Here is a 21,874-nt window from a genome sequence, read left to right on the forward strand (position 1 = left end):
ACGGGACTATAGACCGCTTGTAGACACGCCGTGAGTTCCGCTGGAGAAGCGTGCGATGCCGGCGCTCTCGCGGGCGATTCCGGCCGCCACGGCGGGGCTGTGCGGCTCCGCCCCGGGGAATGGTTCGACCGTCACCGGAGCACCGCGGCGGCCTCCCGACCAGGTGCCGACGGCCAGGCCGTCGACCAGGACGGTGGCGCGGATCTGCCCGCCGCCCGGCCATACCCGGCGTTCGTGTTCCGCGGGTACGGACAGGTCCCGGTTGCGGTAGCCGACGAGGTAGTTGTCGTAGGCCGGCAGCAGGCGTACGTCGGGCTCCCCGGGGGTCGGGGCGGGCTCGGACGCGGTGTCCCGTACGGCGGCCCACGCGTTCTTGCCCGTCGTGGCCTTGAGCCCGGACCAGTGGACGAAGTCCAGGGCGTCGGAGGGTCCGTACGCGGCGCGGTAGCGGCGCGCGAGTTCCCGTTCGGCGGCCGCTCCGGTGAAGGGCAGCGGGCCGGTGGCGGGCAGCCAGTCGTCGAGGAGGACGAAGGTGGCCTCGCCACCCTGCTGCGGTCCGTGGCAGATGCGGCCGGCCAGGGCGGCGCGGCGGATCAGGTGGAAGGCGGACTGTCCCTTCGGCTCCACCCCGAGGGTGGTGAGCCGGTCGGTGAGCTGGGCGCGGGTCAACGGCCCCTCCCCGTCGACGGCTTCGGTGATGAGCCGCTCGGAGCGCGTGCACAGGGACTCGTCGAGGCCGAGTTCGCGCAGCCTCCGGGCGGCGAGGGCGAGGTAGACCGGGCCGAAGAGGGCCAGCAGCCACCGGGCGTCGGCGGCCGGCACCAGCTGGAGGGTGCCGCGCATGAACCAGCCTCGGACGGCGGTGCGTTCGGCGTCGGTGGCCCGGCGTACCGCGTCCCGGGTCAGCCCGCGGGCCCGGACGCGGAGCCCGAGCTCCGCCGCGGGCAGGTCCTGCGCCTGCACGGCCAGCACCCGGTCGAGGACGGCGGCGACCGATTCCTCCCGGACCTCGCCCCCGATCGCCTGTGCGCGTGCCCTGAGCAGCCGGTCGGTCGTAGGTCGTTCCACGTGTCCAGTCTTTCAGCCGAGCAGCCGCAGCCGCATCTCCTCACGGGCCGCCACGCATCCGACGACCCGCTCACTCCCCCAGTCCAGCAGCCGCCAGCCGCGCCAGCGGGGCGGCTCCTGCCCGTACACGGGAAGGTCGATGCGGGCCGCGTCGTCGAGCGTGGCCACGCCGACCTTGACCAGGGACTCCTTTCGTACCCACTGGCGCAGGAAGGCGCGCCGCGGGTCGTCGTCCGCCCGGACGGCGGCCAGTTCCTCCTCGGTGCAGACGGCTTCGGCCACCCGCCGGTCCAGCGGGTGGCCGTCGACGCTCTCCACGTCCACACCGACGGGGCCGTGGGCCGCGGCGGCCGCGACCCAGCCCCGGGTGTGGGCGAGGCTGACGCCGGTGCCGGGCGCCTCGACGAGCCGCGGCCTGCCGTGCGGACGGTCGCAGCTCCCACAGCTCTGAACGACGGTGAGGCCCTGCGCCGGGCGGCCGAGGAGCCGCCCGGCGCAGAGCCGGACCAGAGCGTGCGCGGCCAGGAAGTCGTCCCGGTCGCCGGCCGACCGGAGGGCGCCGGCCCGGTCCAGTTCGGTACGGGTCAGCAGCTCCCGTACGTCTCCGGCCGCGGCCAGCACCGCTCCGGTCGGCCCGGCCAGTGCGAGACCGGCCGGTGCGGTACCGGCCATCAGCGCCTGCGGCGCAGTACCGCGTAGTAGCCGGGCAGCCGCAGCGCGTCGGAGTCCGACCGGGGGTCGATCGCATGCAGTTCCATCGCCTCGTCCTCCACGACCTCCCAGGCGTCCGCGCCGAAGGCCTCGGCCAGTTCGGGCCGGGTGAAGCGGTGCGAGTGCCGGACACCGGCCGCCTCCAGCGGGCCCACGAGGTCCTCGGCGCGGCCCCGCTTGCCGCCGACGAAGCCGAGGTAGCCGAAGGAGTTGCTGGAGTAGTCCGGCTCGTGGACGATCAGTGTGCCCTCGTCTCCCAGCAGGCGGTCGGCGACGGCGGCGAGCCGGGCCCGGGCCTCGCCGTCCAGGACGTGGAAGACACCGCGGACGAAGATGTTGTACGGCCCCTCCCCCAGGACGGCGGCCTGCCCGGCGTCGGTCATGTCGATCGCCAGGTAGTCGACGTTCTCGACGCCCTCGGCCTCGCGCCTGGCGTGCTCGATGGCGCTGGCCGATACGTCGACGCCGATGACCGAGGGGTAGTGCGGGGCGAGTTCACGGCTGTAGCGGCCGTTGCCGCAGCCCAGGTCGATGACCGGCAGCTCGCTGCGGAAGTGGCGCTGCGCCTGGCCCAGCAGCCAGTGGAACTCCTCGCCGCTGTCGGCGTCCCAGATGACGTCGCCGCCGCGGCCGGTCCGCTGGATCCCGGCCCAGTACCGCTCCCAGGCGTCGCCGGTGTCGCGCTCCTCCGCCTTGCCGGGGGCGGCGCCGTCCTCGCCGGGCGGCGGGGAGTGGCGCTCCCAGACCTCGTCCTCACCGAGGGCCTCCAGCAGGCCGGTGAACTCCTCGAACATGGCGTCGATGAGTCCGTCGGGGTAGACGGCGGGCAGGAAGTCCCAGTTGAAGGTGAGGCCGTCGGGCTTCTCGAAGACCTGGAAGTCGAGGGAGACCTGCGGGGTCTGGGAGATGCCGTAGACCGGGGCGCCCAGTTCGGTCTCCTCGTACTGCGGCGGGTGGCCGGCCAGGCTGGTCATCACCACGGGCATGGCCGGGGCGAGGGAGCCGCGCAGCTTGGTGAGCTCGCGCAGCACCTGCACGCCGCTGAAGTAGCGGTGCTCCAGGTCGGCCCAGAGCCGGCGCTGGACGGCCTGGGCCCGCCCGGCGAAGGTGCTGTCGCTCTGTTCGACGGCGAGCAGCAGGGTGGTCGTGGTGTCCGCGAGCAGTGCGTTGACCTGCGGGTGCAGCGGAAGCCGGTTGAACAGCGGGAAGTTGATGGTGAACCGGGCCTGTCCGGCTGCCCTCCCGAGGATCTCGGCGTAGGCCGCGGCCAGGACCCCGGACGGGGTGACCTCGCGGGCGTGCGCCCGCTCCTGGATCCGGGTCCACAGCTCCGGGGCGACGACGTGGCTGCGGCGCTCGAAGCGGACCGGCAGCTTCGGGGCGTCGGCCGGGCGCTCCGGCAGCGCGGGGGCGGGCGGGAGGGTGGCGAGGCGGTCGCGCCAGTACCACTCGGAGCGGCGGTAGAGCTCGCTGTCGCGCAGCGAGTTGCCGACCGCGAGGACGTAGTCGCGGAAGGTCAGCTCCAGCGGGGCGAGTTCCGCGCCGGGTTCCACGTAGTAGGTGACGAGGTCCGGGATCAGGACCTGGAAGTAGCTCCAGGCGTCGGCGACGAGGAAGTCCAGTGAGAGGTGGATCCGGGCCCGGCCACCGCCGAGCAGGCTGATGCGTACGTCGAACAGCGGCCAGCTGTCGGCGTCGAGGACCTGGTGGGACAGTCGCTCGCGCAGCGCCGCCAGCTCGGCCTGCCGGGTCTCCTCGTCGAGACCGCCGAAGTCGGTGACGGGGATCTCGTAGGCCGGGATCTCCTCGAAGACCTGCTGGGTGCCGTCGGGCAGGACGCGGGTGCGCAGCGCGTCGTGGCGTTCGACGAGTCGGCGCCAGGCGCCCTCGAAGCGGGCCACGTCGAGCTGCTCGCTCTCCCACTCGAAGTAGCCGTGGCAGCCGACGTTGCCGAGTTCCACGAGCCCGCCGCGGCCGATCCACAGCGCCTGCTGGCTCTCGGTGAGCGGGAAGGGCCGGAACCGGGCTGCGGGGTCCGGGACGATCGCGGGGAGTCCGCCGAACGAGCCGCGGCCCCCCGTGCGTTCGGTGGTGACGAGGGTGGCGAGCTCGGCGACGGTGGGGCAGGTGGAGAGGTCGGAGAGGCTGAGCTCGACGGTGTAGCGGCGGCGGATCTCGTCGATCAGCTGGAAGGCCAGCAGCGAATGCCCGCCCAGCTCGAAGAAGTTGTCGTGGATGCCGACGCCGTCGGTACGGAAGGCCTCGGCCCACAGCCGGCTGAGCCCGTCCTCGACCTCGTTGCGGGGTGCCTCGTAGCCGGCGCCGACCCGGTCGCGGCCCTCCGGGGGCTCGGGCAGGCTGCGCCGGTCGACCTTGCCGTTGGGCAGCCGCGGGAGCACGGGCAGGACGACGACGGTGGCGGGGACCATGTAGTAGGGCAGGGTACGGGCGACCTCGGCGCGCACCGCGGCGGAGTCCGGTGCGGCGGCGCCGGCCGGGGACACGTAGGCGATGAGCCGTTTGTCGCCCGGACCGCGCTCCTGGGTGACGACGACGGCCTCGGCGATGTCGTCGAGGCGGGCGAGGTGCGTCTCGACCTCGCCGAGCTCGACGCGGAAGCCGCGGATCTTCACCTGGGAGTCGGAGCGGCCGAGGAGTTCCACGGCGCCGTCCTCGCGGCGGCGGGCGAGGTCGCCGGTGTCGTAGAGCACCGGGTGCGGGTCGTCGGCCACGAAGTTGGGGTGGAACTTCGCGGCGGTGAGCTCGGGGCGGCCGTGGTAGCCGGCCGAGACCCCGGCGCCGGAGACGTGCAGCCGCCCGACCTCGCCCTCGGGCACCGGGCTGCCGTCCTCGTCGAGGAGGTGGATGCGGAGGTTGGCGATGGGCACGCCGACGGGGACCTGCCGGGTGGCGCGGACCTCGCCGGAGGTGGCCTGGCTGGTGAAGTCGATGCCGGCGCCGAGGTCGAGGCAGGACAGGACGTTGGTGGTCTCGGTGGTGCCGTAGGTCATCACGACCCGGAAGGGGGTGTCGACGGGCGGCCAGCTGTGGACGCGCTCGGCCGTGGTGACCAGGATCCGCAGGGCGGTGTCCGCGGGCCAGTGAAGGCCCCAGGCGGGCTCGGCCAGGGCGGCCACCAGCATGGTGTGGGTGATGCCCTCGCGGACCAGCCAGTCGCGGATCTGCTCGGGGGTCTGCGCCTGCCCGGCTTCGGGGATGTGGATCGCCGCGCCGGCGGGCAGGTAGGCGAGCCACTCCATGATCTGGACGGCGAAGCCGGGGGTGGACATCCAGGAGGCGCGGTCGCCGGGCCGGACCCCGTAGGCGCGGGTGGTCCAGTGCACGAGGTTGGTGAGCGCGCCGTGCCGCTCCAGGACGGCCTTGGGGGTGCCGGTGGAGCCGGAGGTGTAGATGAGGTGGCTGACGGTGTCGGGTCCGCTGACCACCGCGGGCGCGGTGTCCGGCTGCGCCTGCCCGGCCGTGGCGACCTCGGCCCGGGGGACGTCCTCGGGTATCCGGCGGCCGAGGTCGGCGGGGGTGAGGACCAGCAGCGGGGCGGCGTCGGCGATCATCGCCGCGAGCCGGTCGTCGGGGTTGACCGGGTCGAGGGCGACGATCGCGGCGCCCGTCTTGAGGATGGCGAGGGAGCCGATGACGTACTCGGCACTGCGGGGGTAGCAGAGGCCGACGCGGGTGCCGGCGCCTGCTCCGCGGGCGATCAGCGCGTGCGCCAGCCGGTTGGTGGCGGCCTCCAGTTCGGCGTAGGTCCAGCTACGGTCGCCCTGCGCGAGGGCGGTGGCCCGGGGGGTGCGGGCAGCCTGTTCGGCGAGGAGCTCCGGATACCCGGTGGCGGGGAACGCGGCGTCCGAACGGTTGAAGTCGACGAGTGCGGTGGTCACAGTGCGGGCCCTTTCTTACTTCGCGAAGGCTCGGCTGCGCAGCAGCCGCACGGGGAGACTGTTGATCCCCCAGGTGAAGTTGGACGAGTTGAAGGTGACGGGTCCGGTCGTCTCGAAGCCGTCCAGCACGCCGAGCATCCCGGTGAGCAGGGCGCCGAGTTCGAAACGGGCCAGTCGCGCGCCGAGGCACAGGTGACGGCCGTGCCCGAAGGCGACGTGCCGGTTGGGGCGGCGGTCGACCCGGAAGACATGGGGGTCGGCGAAGACGTCCTCGTCGCGGTTGGCCGAGACGTTCCACAGCGTCACCCGGGCTCCCTCGGCCACCGGGATCCCGTTGATCTCGGTGTCGCGGACGGCGGTGCGCAGGGCGTGCACCCCGGGGGTGGTCCAGCGCAGGACCTCCTCGACGGCCGGGGCGATGCCGTCGTGGCCGAGGCCGCGCAGCAGCCGCCACTGGCCGGGGTGTTCGGCGAACATGTGGACCGCGCCGGCCGCCGAGTAGCGGGTGGTCTCGTTGGCTCCGGAGAGGACCCCGTTGAGGTTGAAGACGATCTCGTGGTCGCTGAGCGGCCGTTCGACCCCGTCGCCCTCGTCGACCAGGGTGTCGTGGGCGATCTGGCTGACCAGGTCGTCGCCCGGGCGGACCCGGCGCTCGGCGAGCAGCTCGATGAAGTAGAGGAAGATCTCCGAGTGCGCGCTGGTGCGCACCTCTTCGTCCGGGGAGTCGAAGGCGTCGGTGGTCAGGGCCCCGATCCAGGCCCAGTCGGCGCGCGGGATGCCCATCATGGCGCAGACGACCCGGTTGGGCAGCTGCTTGGCGAGGTCGATGAAGTCCAGTTCCTCGCGTTCGACTGCCTCGGTCACCAGCTCGCCGACCACCTTCTCGACCATCGCCTCCAGCCGCGGCATCTGCTGCGGGCCGAAGGCCTGGTGGAGAGCGCGCTTGAGCCGGGTGTGGTGGGGGACGTCGGAGACGATGAGCATGCGCTGGGCGACGGCGGCGACGGCCGCCGGGTCGCTGCCCAGCCGCATGCCGCGCGCCGAGCTGAAGGTGTCGCTGTCGGCGTAGACCTTCATGATGTCGGAGTGCCGGCTCAGCGCCCAGAAGCCGCCGTCGTCGCTGCCGGGCTCGGGGTGCCAGTGCACGGGCGAGTGGGCGCGCAGCCAGGTGAAGGTGGGCCAGAAGTCGTTGCGGCCGAAGGGGCCCGGGTCGAGCAGGTCGATCTCCATCTCAGGCTCCTCGCAGGCTGAGTGGGCGGGTGTCGGGCCATTGGGCGTCCACGAAGCCGGCGCACTCGTCCTCGGTGCCGGCGAACCCGGCCGGCGTCCAGCCGTCGGGTGTCTCGCGTGTGGCGGGGTACAGCGCGTACTGCCCCTCGTGGTTCACGAGAACCTGGTGGGTGGTGGGCACGGTGTCCTCCGGACTCGGGCGGGTGGGGGCGGTCGGACGGGGGGGGTGGTCAGGCGGTCAGGCGCCGGTCGTGGTGGGGGTGGGGGCGGCGGCGGGGGAATCGGCGCCCGCGCCGCGCAGCAGGGCGGTCAGGTGGTCCAGTACGGGCTGCGGGTGGCGCAGTACGGCGTGGTGGCCACCGGTGGTGGTGTGCCGGGTGAAGGCGGCGGTGGTGACCGCGGCCCAGCCGTCCAGGTCCTCGGAACTGACGGTCTCGTCGGCGTCGGCCCCCCAGGCGTGGACGGGCACCTCGATGCGGACGCCCGGCTGGTGGACGTAGCTCAGGGACAGCTGCGCGTCCTTGCGGAGCATCGCGACCATCAGGGCGCGGGTGTCCTCGTCGAGCAGCCGGGGGTCGAGGCCGGCCGTGTCGAAGAGCTTGTCCAGTTCCTCGCCGTCGTCGACGATGCCGCGGCCGGCGCCGTCCCAGTGGCCCGGGGCCCGGCAGCCGCTGACCACCAGGGCGCGCGGGGCGACCCGGCGGGAGACCTCGTAGCCGAGGAGCCCGCCGAAGCTGTGCCCGAAGACGGTCAGCGGCCGGCCGTCGGCGACGATCTCCCGCAGTTCCGCCGCGATGGCCTCGACGGCCTCGTCGAAGGTGTCCGGCATCGGATCCCGCCAGCGGTTCTCCCGGCCCGGCAGCTGTACTCCGTACACCTGGGCGGTGCCGGCCAGTGCGGGCCGCCAGGCGCGGAACTGCTGGCAGCCGGCTCCGGCGGGCGGCAGGCAGAGCAGGACGGGCAGGGCGTGGTCGGCCGGGTCGCTCGTCCAGGTGGATATCCAGGCGCCCATGGCTCAGGCCCCTTCGGGGGTGTCGCCCGCCGGGCCGGCGGCCTGCGCCTCGCGCTCGGCGGAGAGCCGGTCGAGTTCGGCGGCGAAGTGCGCGGCCGTCGGCAGGGCCAGCAGGGCGCCGAGGCCGACCCGCAGTCCGGTGATGCGGCGCAGTTCCGACACGGCGCGGGCGGCGGCCAGGGAGTGACCGCCCAGATCGAAGAAGTCGGCGTCGGGGCCGGGGATCTCGGTGGTGAGTACGTCGGCCCAGACGGCCATCACGACGCGCTCGCTCGTGGTCGGACCGGCGCCCGGGGCCACCGCCTCCGGACCCGGTTGCTCCTCCGGTGCCGCCAGGGCCTTGGCCAGCGCCTCGCGGTCGGCCTTTCCGGTGCTCAGGGTCGGGATCCGGTCGAGCACGCGTACCGTGCTCGGCACCGCCGCCGCGGGCAGCTGTTTGCGGCAGCGTTCGACGACCAGGGCGGCAAGGCCCGCCGGTTCGGCGCCGGGGGCCGCGACCACGGCGAGGCCGAGGGTCTGGCCGGCGGCGAGCGGGCAGCACGCGGCGGCGACGACCTCGGGGAGTTCGGCGGCGATCCGCTCCACCTCGCCCAGTTCGATGCGGTGGCCGCGGATCTTCACCTGGTCGTCGCGGCGGCCGCGGTACTCCAGTTCGCCGCCGGGCCGGCGGACGACCACGTCGCCGGTGCGGTACATGCGCGTGCCGCCGCCCTGGAAGGGGTCGGGCAGGAAGCGGCTCGCGGTGAGTCCCGGCCGGCCCCGGTAGCCGCGGGCGACGGCGGGGCCGCCGAGGTAGAGCTCGCCCTCGGCGCCGGCGGGCACCGGGCGGAGCTCCTCGTCCAGGACGTACGCCCGGTAGCCGGGCAGCGGTCGTCCGATGGTGGTCACGTCGTCCCCTCGTCGGCTGTCGGCCCAGGTCGCGGCGATGGTCACCTCCGTCGGCCCGTACACGTTGAGCAGCCGGCGGCCGCGGCCGAACCGCTCGGCGAGCGCGGCCGGGCACGCCTCCCCGGCGACCACGACCACCTCGGCGGAGTCGATCCCGGCGCCGTGGGCGGCGAGCAGCGACGGGGTGAGGGACACGGTGCGCAGGCCGGCGGGCAGGGGTTCGCGGCCCTCGGCGGCGGCCTGGCGCAGCCCGTCCAGGGAGAGGTCGGCGAGGGCCACGCCCTGACCGTGCGTCAGGTAGAGCAGGGTGCACCAGAGCCAGCCGTCGAAGGCGGGCGAGACGGCGTTGAGGCCGAGGCCGCCGGGCGGCAGGCCGAGTCCGGCGAGGGCCTCGACGAACGTGTCCAGGCCCCGGTAGGTGACCTCGACGCCCTTGGGGCGGCCGGTGGTTCCGGAGGTGTAGATGAGGTACGAGCAGCTGTCGGGGGCGGGTACGGACACGGCGAGCGCGCCGGGGGCGCTGCGGCGGACGTCGGCGGGGGCCAGCAGGGTGATCCCGCCGGGCTCCAGGCCCGTGGGGACCTCGGTGGCGACCAGCACGGCGGCCCCGGCGTCGCGCAGGACGCGGCCGAGACGCTCGACGGGGTGCCCGGGGTCCAGGGGTACGGCGGTCGCGCCGAGGCTCCAGACGGCGAGCAGGGCGGGCACGCTCTCCCGGGACCGGCCGAGCAGCAGCCCGACGGAGGTCTCGGGGCCGACTCCGGCCGAGGCGAGGGCGGTGGCGTAGCGGGCGGTGCGGGCGGTGAGCGCCGCGTAGGTGAGGGTGCCGTCGAAGGCTTTGACGGCCGTCTCGTTGGGCTGTTCGCGGGTCCACCGTTCCAGGCGGGCGAACAGGGGCGGGAGCGCCCCGTCCGCGGGTCCCGCAGAGCCGGGTCCGGCGGAGCCGGGTTCCGCCCGGACCGCGCCGGGCGGTGTGTCGTCGGCCGGTACGCGCGGGGCGGTGGCCCCCGCGGACTCGGCGAGCCGGTCGGTCATCCGTCGTTCCTCTCGGTGTCCGCGGGACGGGCTGCGGCGGTGGCCCGCAGGCGCGGGCCGACCACCTGGCCTCCCGCGCCCTGCGGGAGCTGCATCGACTTGGTCTCCAGGAAGGCCTCCAGTCCGGCGGCGCCGCACTCGCGCCCGATCCCGGACTGCTTGAACCCGCCGAACGGGGCGGCTGGGTTGAACTGGCCGCCGTTCACGTCGACCAGGCCGGAGCGGAAGCGGCGGGCCACCCGCTCGGCGCGGGCGCCGTCGCCGGACCAGACCGCGCCGTGCAGCCCGTAGCGGGTTCCGTTGACGATCCGGACCGCCTGGTCCTCGTCGTCGTAGGGGATGACCGAGAGCACCGGTCCGAAGATCTCCTCCTGGCCGATCGTGCTCAGCGGGTCCACGTCGGCGAAGACCGTCGGCTGCACGTAGTAGCCCGTGTCCAGGCCGGCGGGCCGGCCGGGGCCGCCGCGCACGAGCCGGGCGCCGCCCTCGTCGATGCCCCGGCGGATGTAGCCGGTGACGCGGGCGTGCGCGGCGGCGGAGACCAGCGGGCCGAGGTCGGTGGCGGGGTCGCGCGGATCGCCGGTCACGTACCCGGCCATGGCCTCGTCGGCGAGCTGTACGGCCTCGTCCTGCCGGTCCCTGGGCACCAGCAGCCGGCTCCACTGCAGGCAGGTCTGGCCGGTGTTGAAGAGCATCTGGTCGACGGTGGCGGCCACGGACGCGGCGAGGTCGGCGTCGTCGAGGACGAGGCTGGCGTTCTTCCCGCCGAGTTCGAGGTGGACGCGCTTGACGCTGCCGGCGCCGAGCGCGGAGACCTCGCGGCCCGCCCGGGTGGACCCGGTCAGGGAGACCACGTCGACCAGCGGGTGGGTGACGAGGGCGGTGCCGACGGCGGCGCCGGTTCCGACCACCATGTTGAAGACCCCGGGCGGCAGATCGGCCTCGGCGATCGCCTCGGCGAGCAGCCGGGCGTGCAGCGGGGTGATCTCGCTCGGCTTGTGGACGACCGTGCAGCCGGCCGCCAGCGCGGGGAGGATCTTCTGCACGGTCAGCAACAGGGGGGTGTTCCAGGGGGTGATGCACGCGGCCACTCCGGCGGCCTCCCGCACGACGAGCGAATGGCCGACGCGCTCCTCGAAGGCATAGGAGGCGGCGGTCTCGACGCAGTGCGCCGCCATGCCGAGGGAGAGCCCGACATGGGTCTGGCGGGCCATCCGGGCGGGCGCCCCGACCTCGGCGGTGATGATCGCGGCGAAGCGGTCGGCCCGGACCTCCATGGCCTCGACGACCCGGCGCAGCAGTGCGGTGCGCTCGCGCAACGGGGTGGCTGCCCAGCGCGGGAAGGCGTCCGCGGCGGCGCGCGCGGCGAGGTCGGCGTCCCGGGCGGTGCCGGCGGGCACGGTGGCCAGGGCGCGCTCGGTGCCGGGGTCGGTGACGACCAGGCGGCCGTCGGCGTCGGAGGCGACCCAGGCGCCGCCGATCCACTGGTCGGTGTAACGGGGCGGCAGGGGCGCCGCGTCGGGTGCGGCCCCGGACGGTCTGGAGTCCTGTGGCTCGGTCGGCACGGTCAGCACGGTCACGGTGGGGTCCTCACTCGGTCACGGGATCACGGGCTCGCTGAACAGCTGGGTCGGTCTCACGCGGTCGCCTGGTCGGCCGTACGGGCCAAGGCGGCCGGGGCCCGGTTGTCGGGCCTGGCCCGCCGCACGGGGCGGGCCGGGGCGTTCGTCCGGGCGTCCGGGATCCAGGCGGGGGTCCCGGCCCGGCGGGCGGCGGGCCGCAGCGCGCGGACGGTGGCGGGCGGGGCCCCGGCGGCGGAGGCCGCAGCGGCGGGGCGCCCGGCGGCCGGGATCAGGGTGGACAGGAGCCGCTGGGTCTCGTGGCCCGGTGCCACGGCCAGCTCGTCGCGCATCCGGCGGGCGCACAGTTCGTACCAGCGCCGTACGCAGGCGAGTTCACCGCGCCGGCCGTGTGCGGCCATCAGCGCGCGGTAGGTCTCCTCGTGGTGGCGGTCGATCTCCAGCGTGCGTCTGCAGACCTCGATCAGCTCCACGAAGTCCTCGCGGGCCTCGGCGTCGGCGCGCAGCACTCCCAGGGCCCGCAGGGCCAGCGCCCTGAGGTACTCGCGCTGTTCGACGACCCAGTCGGCGCTCTCGCCGCGCAGGAACTCGCCGCCGTAGAGGCCGAGCGCCGCCCGCAGCCGGGTGCGGGCGAGCGGGGCGTCGCCGGCCGCGGCGGCCCGCAGACCGGTGTGCACCAGTTCCTGGAAGCGGTCGAGGTCGGACCAGAGCCCGGTGATGTGCAGGACGTAGCCGAAGTCGCGGTAGACCAGCTGGATCCCGGAGTCGCCGGGGCGGTCGGGGTGGGCGTCGAGCACCCGGCGCAGGGCGTGGGCGGCGACCTTGAGGGAGCTGCCGGCGGTGCTGTCGGTGCCGGGCCACAGGGAGGCGTAGAGCCGGTCGCGGGTGAGCATCTGGCCGCGGTGGACCACGAGGTACTGGAACAGGCCACGGGCCTTGCCGGCCCGCCAGCGCTGGACGGGGGCGCCGTTGACGGTGAGCTCGAAGTCGCCCAGGAAGCGGACCCGTACCGCTGGCCCCGCTGTCTCGGTCGCTGCGGTGGTCATCGCGTCCTCCCGGTGGTTTTCAGCCTGCCGCTCTGCCTGCGAGGAGTGTGTCCGCGGGGTCTACAAGGGCCCTACAACGGCCGGATCCCGGCTGTGTAGGGCGGTGATAGGGCGGCTTTCGACACTGATGAGCACGACCACCCGAACCGCCGAATCCGAAATGAGGGCTGTTTCATGACCAGCAGCGACACCCGGCTTCAGAAGGTCGTCATCCTGGGCGGCGGCACGGCCGGCTGGATGACGGCCGCATACCTCGGAAAGGCGCTCCAGGGAACGGTCGACATCACCGTGCTCGAGGCGCCGGCGATCCCGCGCATCGGTGTCGGCGAGGCCACCGTGCCCAACCTGCAGCGCGCGTTCTTCGACTACCTGGGCATCGCCGAGGACGAGTGGATGCGGGAGTGCAACGCGAGCTTCAAGATGGCCGTGCGCTTCGTCAACTGGCGGACCGACGGGCAGGGCGAGCCGACGGCGCGCGAGCTGCCGGGCGGCGGCCCGGACCACTTCTACCACCCCTTCGGGCTGCTCCCCGACTACGACCAGACCCCGCTGTCGCACTACTGGTTCAAGCGCAAGTACGAGGGCCGCACCACCGAGCCGTTCGACTACGCCTGCTTCCGCGAGCCCCCGGTGATGGACGCGATGAAGGCTCCTCGCTGGCTCGACGGCCGTCCGGCCACCCGGTACGCCTGGCACTTCGACGCCCAGCTGGTGGCCGACTTCCTGCGCCGGTTCAGCACCGAGAAGCAGGGCGTGCACCACGTCCAGGACGAGATGGTGCGCGTCGAGCAGGACGGCCGCGGCCACGTGACCACGCTGCACACCAGGGGCGGACTGGCCCTGGACGCCGACCTGTTCGTGGACTGCTCGGGCTTCCGCGGCCTGCTGATCAACCAGGCGATGCAGGAGCCCTTCATCGACATGAGCGACCACCTGCTGTGCGACAGCGCGGTGGCGACGGCCGTCCCGCACGACGACGAGGCGAACGGCGTGGAGCCGTACACGTCGGCGATCGCCATGTCCTGCGGCTGGGCCTGGAAGATCCCCATGCTGGGCCGCTTCGGCACCGGCTACGTCTACTCCAGCAAGTTCACCGACCAGGACACCGCCACCCGCGAGTTCGCGGACATGTGGGGCCTGGACCCGCAGGAGACGAAGTTCAACCACATCCGCTTCCGCGTCGGCCGCAACCGCCGCGCGTGGGTGAAGAACGTCGTCAGCATCGGCCTGTCCTCCTGCTTCCTGGAGCCGCTGGAGTCGACCGGCATCTACTTCATCACCGCCGCGATCTACCAGCTGGCCAAGCACTTCCCGGACAAGACCTTCAACGACGGTCTGATCAACAGCTTCAACCACGAGATCGAGGTGATGTTCGACGACACCCGCGACTTCATCCAGGCGCACTTCTTCTACGCGCCGCGCAACGACACGCCGTTCTGGCAGGCCAACAAGAAGCTGACGCTCCCCGACAACATCCAGCAGAAGATCTCCGCCTACAAGGCCGGCCTGCCCATCAACTCGCCGATCACCGACGAGTCGACGTACTACGGCAACTTCGAGGCCGAGTTCCGCAACTTCTGGACCAACGGCAGCTACTACTGCATCTTCTCGGGCCTCGGCCTGGAGCCGGACGCCCCGCTGCCCTCCCTCGCGCACCGGCCGGACTCGGTGGCCGGTGCCGAACCCCTCTTCGACGCGGTCAAGCGCCAGCAGCAGAACCTGCTGGAGACCCTCCCCAGTGCCTACGACTACCTGCGCCGACTGCACGGCGCGTAAGGCCCGCCGCTCCCACGGCCCGGCAGTACGGCTCACCCGCCGGCTGCCGGGCCGCAGTTGCTTCAGCCACCTCAGGAGTCAGTCATGTCCCACCGCTCCGTGCCCCACCCCGCCGCACCGGACGAGTCGGCCGGGAGCCGGCCGGCCGACCTCCGTCCCTTCATGGCCGCCTTCCCCACCGGGGTGTCCGTCGTCACCACACTGGATTCCGATTCCGTGCCGCACGGCCTGACCTGCACCTCCCTCGCGAGCGTCGCCCTCGAACCGGCGACGCTGGTGCTGTGCATACGGGCGGCGAGCCCGACCCTCGCCGTCCTGCTCGCCGGGGGCCACTTCGCGCTCAACCTGCTGCACGAGCGGGCCCGCGGCACCTCGGACCTGTTCGCCTCCGGGGCACCCGACCGTTTCGACCGCGTCGAGTGGCGGCTGCCGCTGGGAGCGGGCGGACCGCACCTGACGGCGGACGCGCACGCCGTAGCGGACTGCGCCGTGGTGAGAACCGTCGGCTTCGGGGACCACACGGCCGTCTTCGCCGAGGTCGGCCGGTTGACCGTACGGGACGACCGGCAGCCCCTGCTCTACGGGCTGCGCCGCTACGCCCCCTGGTCCGCGGCGGCCGCGGCTCCGCAGCCGGCCGGGCACCTCGGCCTGCCCACCGCACTGCGACCCGCCGCGCCCGAGGGAGGTTCCCGTGTCGTCCGTTGACCCGCTGCCCGCTCTGCTGGTCGCCGTTCCGGTGGTGATCCTGGCCTGCCAGGTGGGGGCGGCCGTCTGCCGCCGGTTCGGGCAGCCCCCGGTGGTCGGCGAGATCGCCACCGGCATCCTGCTCGGCCCCTCGTTGCTGGGCTGGCTCTGGCCACAGGCCCAGCACGCGCTCTTCCCGCCGTCCGTGCTCCCGTACACCTCGGTGCTCGGGCAGCTCGGGCTGCTCGCCTTCATGTTCCTGGTCGGGCTGGAACTGGACCTGAAGAGCCTGCGCGGTCACACCCGCGTCGCGGTGGCCGTGAGCCAGGCGGGCATGCTGCTGCCCCTGGCCCTGGGCGCCCTCCTCGCGGTCGGGATGTACGGCGGGTTCGCGCCCGACGGGGTGGGCCGGATGCCGTTCATGCTGTTCATGGCCGTGGCCATGAGCATCACCGCGTTCCCCGTGCTGGCCCGGATCCTCATCGACCGGGGCCTGTACGGGACCCCGCTCGGGGCGCTCGCCATGGCCTGCGCGGCCGTGGACGACGTCGTCGCGTGGTGTCTGCTGGCCCTGGTGGTGGCCCTGTCCACGGCCGGGTCCCCGATGGAGGCGGCCACCACGGCCGGACTCGCCGTGGCCTTCACCCTCGTCATGCTGTACGCGGTGAAACCGCTGCTGGCCCGCTGGGCACAACGCGCCGAGCGGGCCGGGGACGCGGCGGTCCTGGTGGCGCTGTTCAGCGGGCTGAGCCTGTCCGCGCTGGCCACCGACCTGATCGGCGTGCACGCGCTGTTCGGGGCGTTCCTGTTCGGGGTGATCACGCCGCGCACCGGGCAGCGCCTGGAGGCCTCGGCGGCCCGGCTGCGTGCGTTCACGGTCCCGGTGCTGCTGCCGCTGTTCTTCGTGCACACGGGGCTGCGTACGGACATCGGGGGTCTGACGGCCTCTCCTGAACTGTGGCTCTGGACGGCCGCGATCCTCGTCGTCGCCCTCCTCGGCAAGTGGGGCGGCGCGACGGGCGCGGCGCGGGCGTGCGGAAGGCCGTGGCGGGAGTCCCTGTCGATCGGTGCCCTCATGAACTGCCGGGGGCTCACCGAGCTGGTGGTGCTCAACGTCGGTCTCGAACTCGGCGTCATCGGGCCCCAGCTGTTCACCATGCTGGTGCTGATGGCACTGGTGACGACGGCGATCACGAGCCCGGCCCTGACCCGGTTGCGCACCGGGAGGGAGGTGACCCGCCGGGCCCCCGCGCGTCCCGAGCCCGAGAACGCCCTGTCCGGGCCCTGACCGGCGACCGGGACCGGGACCGGAGGGTGTCCGCCCCAGCCGTACCGCGGCTGTTCAGGCGCCCCCCGGCCCGGTAGGTACGCACAGCACCGGGATCGGCGACAGGTGCAGGAGCTTGTGCGGGGTGGAGCCGAGCAGGGCTCCGCGCATCGGGCTGTCGCCCCAGCTGCCGACGACGATGACCCGGGCGTGGTGGCGCTCCGCGGCATCCAGCAGGGCCTGCGCGGGCTTCTCGTCGGCCACCTCGACCGTCGAGGGCACCCCGGCCGAGTCGGCCTCCTCCACCGCGTGCGCCAGCGCGCTGCGGCCCGCCTGGCGGACGGCTTCCCGGTGGGCCCGGTACTCCTCGCCGGTGGGGCCCGGGGCGGCCGCACCGTAGACGAGGACGAGGGGTTCGCCGAAGGCGGTGGCCACCTCCAGTGCCACCTGCAGGGCCCGTTCCGCGCCGGGTGACTCGTCGTATCCGAGGACCACGGACATCAGGACACCTCCGGACGCTTGCCCGCGTGGACGAGTTCCGGGTCGGCGACTCCGCGCCGCTCCTGCCAGAACCTGCCGTCCCGTACCCGCCAGAAGCACATGACGGCCACGCCCACGAGCGCGATGGCGATCCCGATGACCAGCGGCGGGCCGAGACCGAACCAGGAGACGCCGCTCGCCGAGTTCTCCGGATTGGACATGTCGCCGATCGACTCCACCAGCAGCCAGGTCAGCAGTCCGGCGCCGACCACCGGGCCGAGTCCGATCAGCAGGAAGTTGTGCAGGTTCTCGAACAGGTGGCGGCGGTAGTAGATGGCACAGGCCAGGCCGGTGAGCGCGTAGTAGAAGGCGATGAGCAGGGAGAGCGCGGTGAGCGAGTCCAGGAGTGCGTTCTCGCTGATCTGGTTGACGACCAGGTACCAGCCGATGGCGATGCCGGCCACCCACCAGGTGCTCACGTCGGGGGTCCGGAACCGCGGGTGGATGTGTGCGAGCCCGTGGGGCAGTGCGTGCCGGCGGGCCATGGACAGGGCGGTGCGGGAGGCGGGGATGATCGTGGTCTGGGTGGAGGCGAGCGCGGAGGTGCAGACGGCGAGGAGCACCATCCAGTCCCAGCCGCCCATGACCTCGTGGGCCAGCACCGCGAAGATGGCCTCCTCCTCGCCCGCGTTCTCGGCGAGGTACTCGGTGCCCGCGTATCCGACGACCGCGAAGCCCACGGACAGGTAGGTGACCAGGAGGATGACGGTCGACCAGATGCCCGCCCTGCCGGGCGCGGTGGCGGAGTTCTTGACCTCCTCGGTGAGGTTGACCGCCGACTCCCAGCCCCAGTACATGAACACGCCGAGCAGCAGCCCGCCGGTGAGGGCGGCTCCGCCGGCGCCGAAGGGGTTGAGCCAGGAGAGGGACGGCTCTATCTCCTCCAGGGTGCTGGTGCCGGCGTAGACGCGGTAGATGGCGACCACGGCGAAGGCCAGCAGGAAGAAGACCTGCGCGAGGATGAGGACGTCCTGGAGGTGGGCCGAGAGCTCGGTGCCGATGACGCAGATCCCGGTCATGACCAGGATCACCACGACGGTGAGGATCTGCCGGATCCACGGGTCGGCGGCCCAGCTGTCGAGTCCGGCGGCGAGCAGGCCGAAGTGCACGGCGACGTCCGCGAGTGAGCCGATGACCAGGACGCCGGTCATGGCGATGGCCCAGCCGCCGAGCCAGCCCGCCCAGGGGCCCATGGCCCGGGTGACCCACGAGAAGGTCGTCCCGCAGTCCTGGTCGACCTTGTTGAGGTAGTAGAAGGCGGCGGCGATGAGCAGCATCGGGACGAAGGAGGCCAGCATCACGCCCGGTGCGTAGATCCCGACCAACGCCACGATGGGCCCGAGGACGGCGGCCAGGGAGTAGGCGGGCGAGGTGGAGTTCAGGCCGATGACGAGCGCGTCGAGGAAGCCGATCGCGTTCGCCTTGAGCCTCGCGTCCTGCCGGCCCTCCGGCTCCGGTCCGCCGCCCGCACCACCCCGGTCCATGTACGAGTCGTGACCCATGTACGAATGGTCACGCAGACGGCACCACCGCGCGAGGCGAGGCGGCCGAGGTCAGGGGCGGGTGTTCCAGCCCGCGATGACCGGCAGGGCGTGCTCCGTGGAGAGCACGCTGACGGTGCCGGTGCGGAGCAGGAACAACCGGCCGTGCTCGGGCTCGAGGCGCAGGTAGCGGGCGGTGAGGACGCGCAGGAAGTGGCCGTGGGCGACGATCACCACGTCGCCGTCGTCGGCGCGCAGCACCGGGGCGACGCGGGCCAGGGCGCGGTCGGCGCGGGCGCCCACCTGGGCGGCGCTCTCGCCGGGGTGGTCGGCGTCGCCGGGCGGCACTCCGTGCGTCCACAGGGACCAGTCCGGGGTGGTCTTCCGGATCTCCGCGGTGGTGACCCCTTCGTAGCCGCCGTAGTCCCATTCGTACAGGTCGGGGTCGGTCCGGCCGCCGGTGAGCCCTGCGAGCTCGGCGGTGGCGACGGCCCGGCGCAGCGGGCTGGTCAGCACCAGGGCCGGGCGCTGGTCCCGGAAGAAGGGGGCCAGCGAGATGGCCTCCTCGACGCCGCGCGCGGTCAGCGGGAGGTCGGTGCGTCCCGTGTGCCGCCCGTTCGCGCTCCAGGCGGTCTCGCCGTGCCTCACCAGCAACAGGTCACTCATCCTTCGGACCCTACGTCTTGCGGCATGTCGGCGGCGGCGGAGCCGGGCGGGCGTGTCACTGTCGGGCGTCATGGACGAGAGCCGTGAAACCGGGCCGGCGGTGGGTGCGCCCCGGGCCGGGCCGGCGTTGCCGACGCTGATGCTCGTACTGACGGTGGCGACCGGGCTGGTGGAGGCGGTGAGCCTGCTCGCGCTCGGGCCCGTGTTCACGGCGATGCAGACCGGCAACGTGCTGTTCGTGGCGTTCGGGGCCGCCCGGGCGGGCGAGCTGCCGACGCTGCCGTCCGCGGTCTCGCTGGGCGCCTTCGTCCTGGGGGTGGCCTGCGCGGCCCGGATGGAGCTGACGGCCGAGGCCCGCGGGCGGCACTGGTTCCTCGTCGGTCTCGGCGTGGAGGCCGGGCTGCTCCTGGTCGCGGCGGGCCTCGGATGGGGGCTGGAGCCGCGCTACGGGTCCACGACCCACCGGCATCTGGTCGTGACGGCGGTCCTGGCGCTGGCGATGGGGATGCGGACGCTCACGATCATGCGAGCGAAGGTCCCGGGGGTGCCGACGACCCTGCTCACCCGGTCCATGACCGCCTTTCTCGGCGGCTCCACCCTGGGTCCGGGCGACTCCGTGTACGGGTCGGCCACCTGGGTGCGGCGCGGCCTTTCCGTCGTGGCGATGTTCCTCGGCGGGCTGTGCGGGGCCCTGCTGGTGGGGGTCGGCTGGCCGGTGGGATGGCTGCTGGTACCGCCCGCCGTGATCGTGCTGTCGGTGGCCGTGACGGCCTTTCTGGAGCACGTCCGGCTGCACGCACGGCCTCCGTCGGCCCCTGGCCGGGAACGATCGGGGTGAACGGGGCCATTGGTACAGTCGGGGCGTGGCGGTGGACGAGCTCGACACCAGAATCCTGCGCCTGCTGATCGAGCAGCCGCGCACCAGCGTCCGCGAGTACGCCCGCATCCTCGGCGTCGCCCGCGGCACCCTGCAGGCACGGCTGGACCGGCTGGAGCGCACGGGGGTGATCACCGGGACCGGACCGGTGCTCTCCCCCGCCGCGCTGGGGCATCCGGTGCTGGCCTTCGTGCACATCGAGGTCACCCAGGGGCATCTGGACGACGTGGGCGACGCGCTGGCCGCCGTACCGGAGATCATCGAGGCCTTCTCGATCACCGGCGGCGGGGACCTGCTGACCCGCGTGGCGGCCCGGGACAACGGGCACCTGGAGGACGTGATCCAGCGGCTGATCCAGCTCCCGGGCGTGGTCCGCACCCGCACGGAGGTGGCCCTGCGCGAGCGGGTGCCGCACCGGCTGCTGCCGCTGGTCGAATCCGTGGGCAGAAATGCCGGTAAAAGCTGACAGGATGACCGAGACAGGATGCAACCGGCAGGACGGGCGCAACGGATGATTTCTGTCATATTCGATCTCGACGGCACTCTCGTGGACAGCGAGCCCCACTACTACGAGTCCGGGCGCCGCACCCTGGAGCGGCACGGGGTCCCCGACTTCACGTGGGAGCAGCACTCCCGCTTCATCGGCATCGGCACGCTGGAGACACTGGAGATCCTGCGGGACCGGTACGGGATCCGGACACCGGTCGAGCAGCTGCTCGCCGAGCAGAACGCCGCCTACCTGGAGCTGGCCCGCACCCGGACCGAGGTCTTCCCCGAGATGCGCAAGTTCGTCGAGCGGCTGCACACCGAGGGCGCACCGATCGCGGTGGCGTCGGGCTCCTCACTGGAGGCCATCGACGCCGTACTGGCGGGCACCGGGCTGGACGCACTGCTGACCACCGCGATCTCCGCCGAGGAGGTCACGCACGGCAAGCCCGCTCCGGACGTGTTCCTGGAGGCGGCCCGCCGGCTGGGCGCCGAGCCTGCCGACTGCGTGGTCGTCGAGGACGCCGCGCCGGGGGTACGGGCCGCCCACGCCGCGGGCATGGCCTGCATGGCGATCCCGTACGCACCCGAGATCGCGGGGGACCCGGCCTTCGCGTCCGCCGGGCTCCTCTTCCCGGGCGGACAGCCGGAGTTCAGCGCGGACGCGGCCTACGAGTGGCTGCTCGCACACCGAGCCACTTGAAAGCCGGGCCATGGTCGGCCATGGCCACCACCGGGTCGAGCACATGCCGTCGCCGCGGCCCGGGCCGACGGCAGGTTCTAGGGTATCCGGCATGGCGACAAGACTCGTACAGATCAATATGAAGGCCCAAGACGACTCCGTGCTCGGCCGGTTCTGGGCGGAGGCACTCGGGTGGGGTGTCGACAGCGAGGGACCCGGCGTGACAAACCTCGAACCCGTGGGCTTCGCATACCCCGACCCCGTGGCGGTCTGCATCGACCTCGTCGCCCGCCCGGAACCCAAGACGGTGAAGAATCGGGTGCACCTTGATCTGGCCACCACTTCGACCGCCCATCAGGCGGAGTTGGTCGCGCGCCTGCAGGATCTGGGCGCGACGCTCGCCGACGTGGGTCAGGGCAACGTCCCCTGGACGGTCATGGCCGATCCGGAGGGCAACGAGTTCTGCGTCCTGGAACCCCGGTCGATCTACCGGGACACCGGGCCGATCGCCGCGGTGGTGGTCGACTGCACCGACCCGCGAGCGATGGCCCGGTTCTGGGGCGAGGCGATGGACTGGACGCTGCACGAGGTCACCGACGAGCACGCGACCATGCGTTCCGCCAAAGGCGTCGGCCCCTACCTGGAGTTCCTCCGCACCCCCGACACCAAGAGCGTGTGGAACCGCGTCCACCTCGACATCTGTCCCTACCCCGGTGACGACCTGGAAGCAGAAGAAGCCCGACTGCGCGTCCTGGGCGCCACCGACCCTGGCATTGACCAGTCTGCAATCTCCTGGACGGTTCTGGCTGACCCGGAGAGCAACGAGTTCTGCCTCCTCAGCCCTCGCTGACCTGGAGCGACGGATCCGGCCCGTTTCGGGCCAACGGCGCAGACAGGCAACCCCGGATGGCCGCCTTGGCCGGGCGGCATCCGGGGCTCCGGGTGC

18 protein-coding genes and 1 pseudogene are annotated in these 21,874 nt (G+C 73.1%); 7 read left to right on the forward strand and 12 right to left on the reverse strand.

The window, feature by feature from the left end:
* Positions 1–6: 6 nt before the first annotated feature.
* The 9 genes and pseudogenes from ACGFZK_RS15040 to ACGFZK_RS15080 all read right to left on the reverse strand — a co-directional run bounded on the left by ACGFZK_RS15040 (position 7) and on the right by ACGFZK_RS15080 (position 12,469).
* On the reverse strand, positions 7–1,068 hold the full coding sequence (locus tag ACGFZK_RS15040) for a winged helix DNA-binding domain-containing protein (protein WP_393849289.1): 1,062 nt from the start codon (positions 1,066–1,068) through the stop codon (positions 7–9).
* A gap of 12 nt (positions 1,069–1,080) precedes the next feature.
* Complete coding sequence (locus ACGFZK_RS15045) at positions 1,081–1,740, reverse strand: 4'-phosphopantetheinyl transferase family protein (RefSeq protein WP_393849290.1); 660 nt, start codon at positions 1,738–1,740, stop codon at positions 1,081–1,083.
* Entirely contained in the window at positions 1,740–5,678 is a 3,939-nt protein-coding gene (locus ACGFZK_RS15050; protein WP_393849291.1) for an amino acid adenylation domain-containing protein, read from the reverse strand. Before ACGFZK_RS15050 ends, ACGFZK_RS15045 begins: the two co-directional genes overlap by 1 nt.
* 15 nt (positions 5,679–5,693) lie before the next feature.
* Positions 5,694–6,908, reverse strand: coding sequence for a cytochrome P450 (locus ACGFZK_RS15055; RefSeq protein ID WP_393849292.1), 1,215 nt, complete (start codon positions 6,906–6,908; stop codon positions 5,694–5,696).
* A 1-nt stretch (position 6,909) separates the two neighbouring features.
* Positions 6,910–7,092, reverse strand: a pseudogene (locus tag ACGFZK_RS15060) (MbtH family protein); the annotation flags it as partial.
* A gap of 54 nt (positions 7,093–7,146) precedes the next feature.
* A complete protein-coding gene (locus tag ACGFZK_RS15065) occupies positions 7,147–7,920 on the reverse strand; it encodes a thioesterase II family protein (protein WP_393849293.1) in 774 nt (257 codons plus the stop codon).
* A gap of 3 nt (positions 7,921–7,923) precedes the next feature.
* Positions 7,924–9,843, reverse strand: coding sequence for a non-ribosomal peptide synthetase (locus tag ACGFZK_RS15070; RefSeq protein WP_393849294.1), 1,920 nt, complete (start codon positions 9,841–9,843; stop codon positions 7,924–7,926).
* Entirely contained in the window at positions 9,840–11,351 is a 1,512-nt protein-coding gene (locus ACGFZK_RS15075; protein WP_393849354.1) for an aldehyde dehydrogenase family protein, read from the reverse strand. Before ACGFZK_RS15075 ends, ACGFZK_RS15070 begins: the two co-directional genes overlap by 4 nt.
* 128 nt (positions 11,352–11,479) lie before the next feature.
* A complete protein-coding gene (locus ACGFZK_RS15080; RefSeq protein WP_393849295.1) occupies positions 11,480–12,469 on the reverse strand; it encodes a BTAD domain-containing putative transcriptional regulator in 990 nt (329 codons plus the stop codon).
* Positions 12,470–12,643: 174 nt separating this feature from the next.
* Between ACGFZK_RS15080 and ACGFZK_RS15085 the strand changes: the two genes are divergently transcribed.
* From ACGFZK_RS15085 to ACGFZK_RS15095, 3 genes are all read left to right on the forward strand, one after another.
* Entirely contained in the window at positions 12,644–14,245 is a 1,602-nt protein-coding gene (locus ACGFZK_RS15085; protein ID WP_393849296.1) for a tryptophan halogenase family protein, read from the forward strand.
* Between the two features lie 84 nt (positions 14,246–14,329).
* Positions 14,330–14,950 carry a flavin reductase family protein gene (locus ACGFZK_RS15090; protein ID WP_393849297.1) on the forward strand — a complete coding sequence of 207 codons (621 nt, stop codon included), beginning with the start codon at positions 14,330–14,332 and terminating at the stop codon, positions 14,948–14,950.
* Entirely contained in the window at positions 14,937–16,217 is a 1,281-nt protein-coding gene (locus ACGFZK_RS15095) for a cation:proton antiporter (protein WP_393849298.1), read from the forward strand. The genes ACGFZK_RS15090 and ACGFZK_RS15095 overlap by 14 nt, the downstream gene beginning before the upstream one ends.
* 54 nt (positions 16,218–16,271) lie before the next feature.
* On the opposite strand, the gene ACGFZK_RS15100 is transcribed toward ACGFZK_RS15095, so the two are convergent.
* The 3 genes from ACGFZK_RS15100 to ACGFZK_RS15110 all read right to left on the reverse strand — a co-directional run bounded on the left by ACGFZK_RS15100 (position 16,272) and on the right by ACGFZK_RS15110 (position 18,883).
* Complete coding sequence (locus ACGFZK_RS15100; RefSeq protein WP_393849299.1) at positions 16,272–16,697, reverse strand: universal stress protein; 426 nt, start codon at positions 16,695–16,697, stop codon at positions 16,272–16,274.
* On the reverse strand, positions 16,697–18,220 hold the full coding sequence (locus ACGFZK_RS15105) for an APC family permease (protein WP_393849355.1): 1,524 nt from the start codon (positions 18,218–18,220) through the stop codon (positions 16,697–16,699). Before ACGFZK_RS15105 ends, ACGFZK_RS15100 begins: the two co-directional genes overlap by 1 nt.
* A gap of 69 nt (positions 18,221–18,289) precedes the next feature.
* Positions 18,290–18,883 (reverse strand): histidine phosphatase family protein, encoded by a 594-nt coding sequence (locus ACGFZK_RS15110; RefSeq protein WP_393849300.1) that lies wholly within the window; start codon positions 18,881–18,883, stop codon positions 18,290–18,292.
* A gap of 70 nt (positions 18,884–18,953) precedes the next feature.
* Between ACGFZK_RS15110 and ACGFZK_RS15115 the strand changes: the two genes are divergently transcribed.
* The 4 genes from ACGFZK_RS15115 to ACGFZK_RS15130 all read left to right on the forward strand — a co-directional run bounded on the left by ACGFZK_RS15115 (position 18,954) and on the right by ACGFZK_RS15130 (position 21,778).
* On the forward strand, positions 18,954–19,721 hold the full coding sequence (locus ACGFZK_RS15115) for a YoaK family protein (RefSeq protein WP_393849301.1): 768 nt from the start codon (positions 18,954–18,956) through the stop codon (positions 19,719–19,721).
* Between the two features lie 25 nt (positions 19,722–19,746).
* On the forward strand, positions 19,747–20,226 hold the full coding sequence (locus ACGFZK_RS15120; RefSeq protein ID WP_393849302.1) for an Lrp/AsnC family transcriptional regulator: 480 nt from the start codon (positions 19,747–19,749) through the stop codon (positions 20,224–20,226).
* A gap of 45 nt (positions 20,227–20,271) precedes the next feature.
* Complete coding sequence (locus ACGFZK_RS15125) at positions 20,272–20,949, forward strand: HAD family hydrolase (RefSeq protein WP_393849303.1); 678 nt, start codon at positions 20,272–20,274, stop codon at positions 20,947–20,949.
* A 91-nt stretch (positions 20,950–21,040) separates the two neighbouring features.
* Positions 21,041–21,778, forward strand: coding sequence for a VOC family protein (locus ACGFZK_RS15130; RefSeq protein ID WP_393849304.1), 738 nt, complete (start codon positions 21,041–21,043; stop codon positions 21,776–21,778).
* Positions 21,779–21,874 lie beyond the last annotated feature (96 nt).

The sequence above is a fragment of the Streptomyces sp. NPDC048257 genome (assembly GCF_043201855.1).
Classification (GTDB): domain Bacteria; phylum Actinomycetota; class Actinomycetes; order Streptomycetales; family Streptomycetaceae; genus Streptomyces.

Bases quoted from the DNA above. Each gene is read 5' to 3' on its own strand.
- ACGFZK_RS15110 (WP_393849300.1), bottom strand. From the start codon at position 18,883: ATGAGTGACCTGTTGCTGGTGAGGCACGGCGAGACCGCCTGGAGCGCG.
- ACGFZK_RS15085 (WP_393849296.1), top strand. From the start codon at position 12,644: ATGACCAGCAGCGACACCCGGCTTCAGAAGGTCGTCATCCTGGGCGGC.
- ACGFZK_RS15105 (WP_393849355.1), bottom strand. From the start codon at position 18,220: ATGGACCGGGGTGGTGCGGGCGGCGGACCGGAGCCGGAGGGCCGGCAG.
- ACGFZK_RS15055 (WP_393849292.1), bottom strand. From the start codon at position 6,908: ATGGAGATCGACCTGCTCGACCCGGGCCCCTTCGGCCGCAACGACTTC.
- ACGFZK_RS15130 (WP_393849304.1), top strand. From the start codon at position 21,041: ATGGCGACAAGACTCGTACAGATCAATATGAAGGCCCAAGACGACTCC.
- ACGFZK_RS15115 (WP_393849301.1), top strand. From the start codon at position 18,954: ATGGACGAGAGCCGTGAAACCGGGCCGGCGGTGGGTGCGCCCCGGGCC.
- ACGFZK_RS15045 (WP_393849290.1), bottom strand. From the start codon at position 1,740: ATGGCCGGTACCGCACCGGCCGGTCTCGCACTGGCCGGGCCGACCGGA.
- ACGFZK_RS15125 (WP_393849303.1), top strand. From the start codon at position 20,272: ATGATTTCTGTCATATTCGATCTCGACGGCACTCTCGTGGACAGCGAG.
- ACGFZK_RS15065 (WP_393849293.1), bottom strand. From the start codon at position 7,920: ATGGGCGCCTGGATATCCACCTGGACGAGCGACCCGGCCGACCACGCC.
- ACGFZK_RS15080 (WP_393849295.1), bottom strand. From the start codon at position 12,469: ATGACCACCGCAGCGACCGAGACAGCGGGGCCAGCGGTACGGGTCCGC.
- ACGFZK_RS15070 (WP_393849294.1), bottom strand. From the start codon at position 9,843: ATGACCGACCGGCTCGCCGAGTCCGCGGGGGCCACCGCCCCGCGCGTA.
- ACGFZK_RS15100 (WP_393849299.1), bottom strand. From the start codon at position 16,697: ATGTCCGTGGTCCTCGGATACGACGAGTCACCCGGCGCGGAACGGGCC.
- ACGFZK_RS15090 (WP_393849297.1), top strand. From the start codon at position 14,330: ATGTCCCACCGCTCCGTGCCCCACCCCGCCGCACCGGACGAGTCGGCC.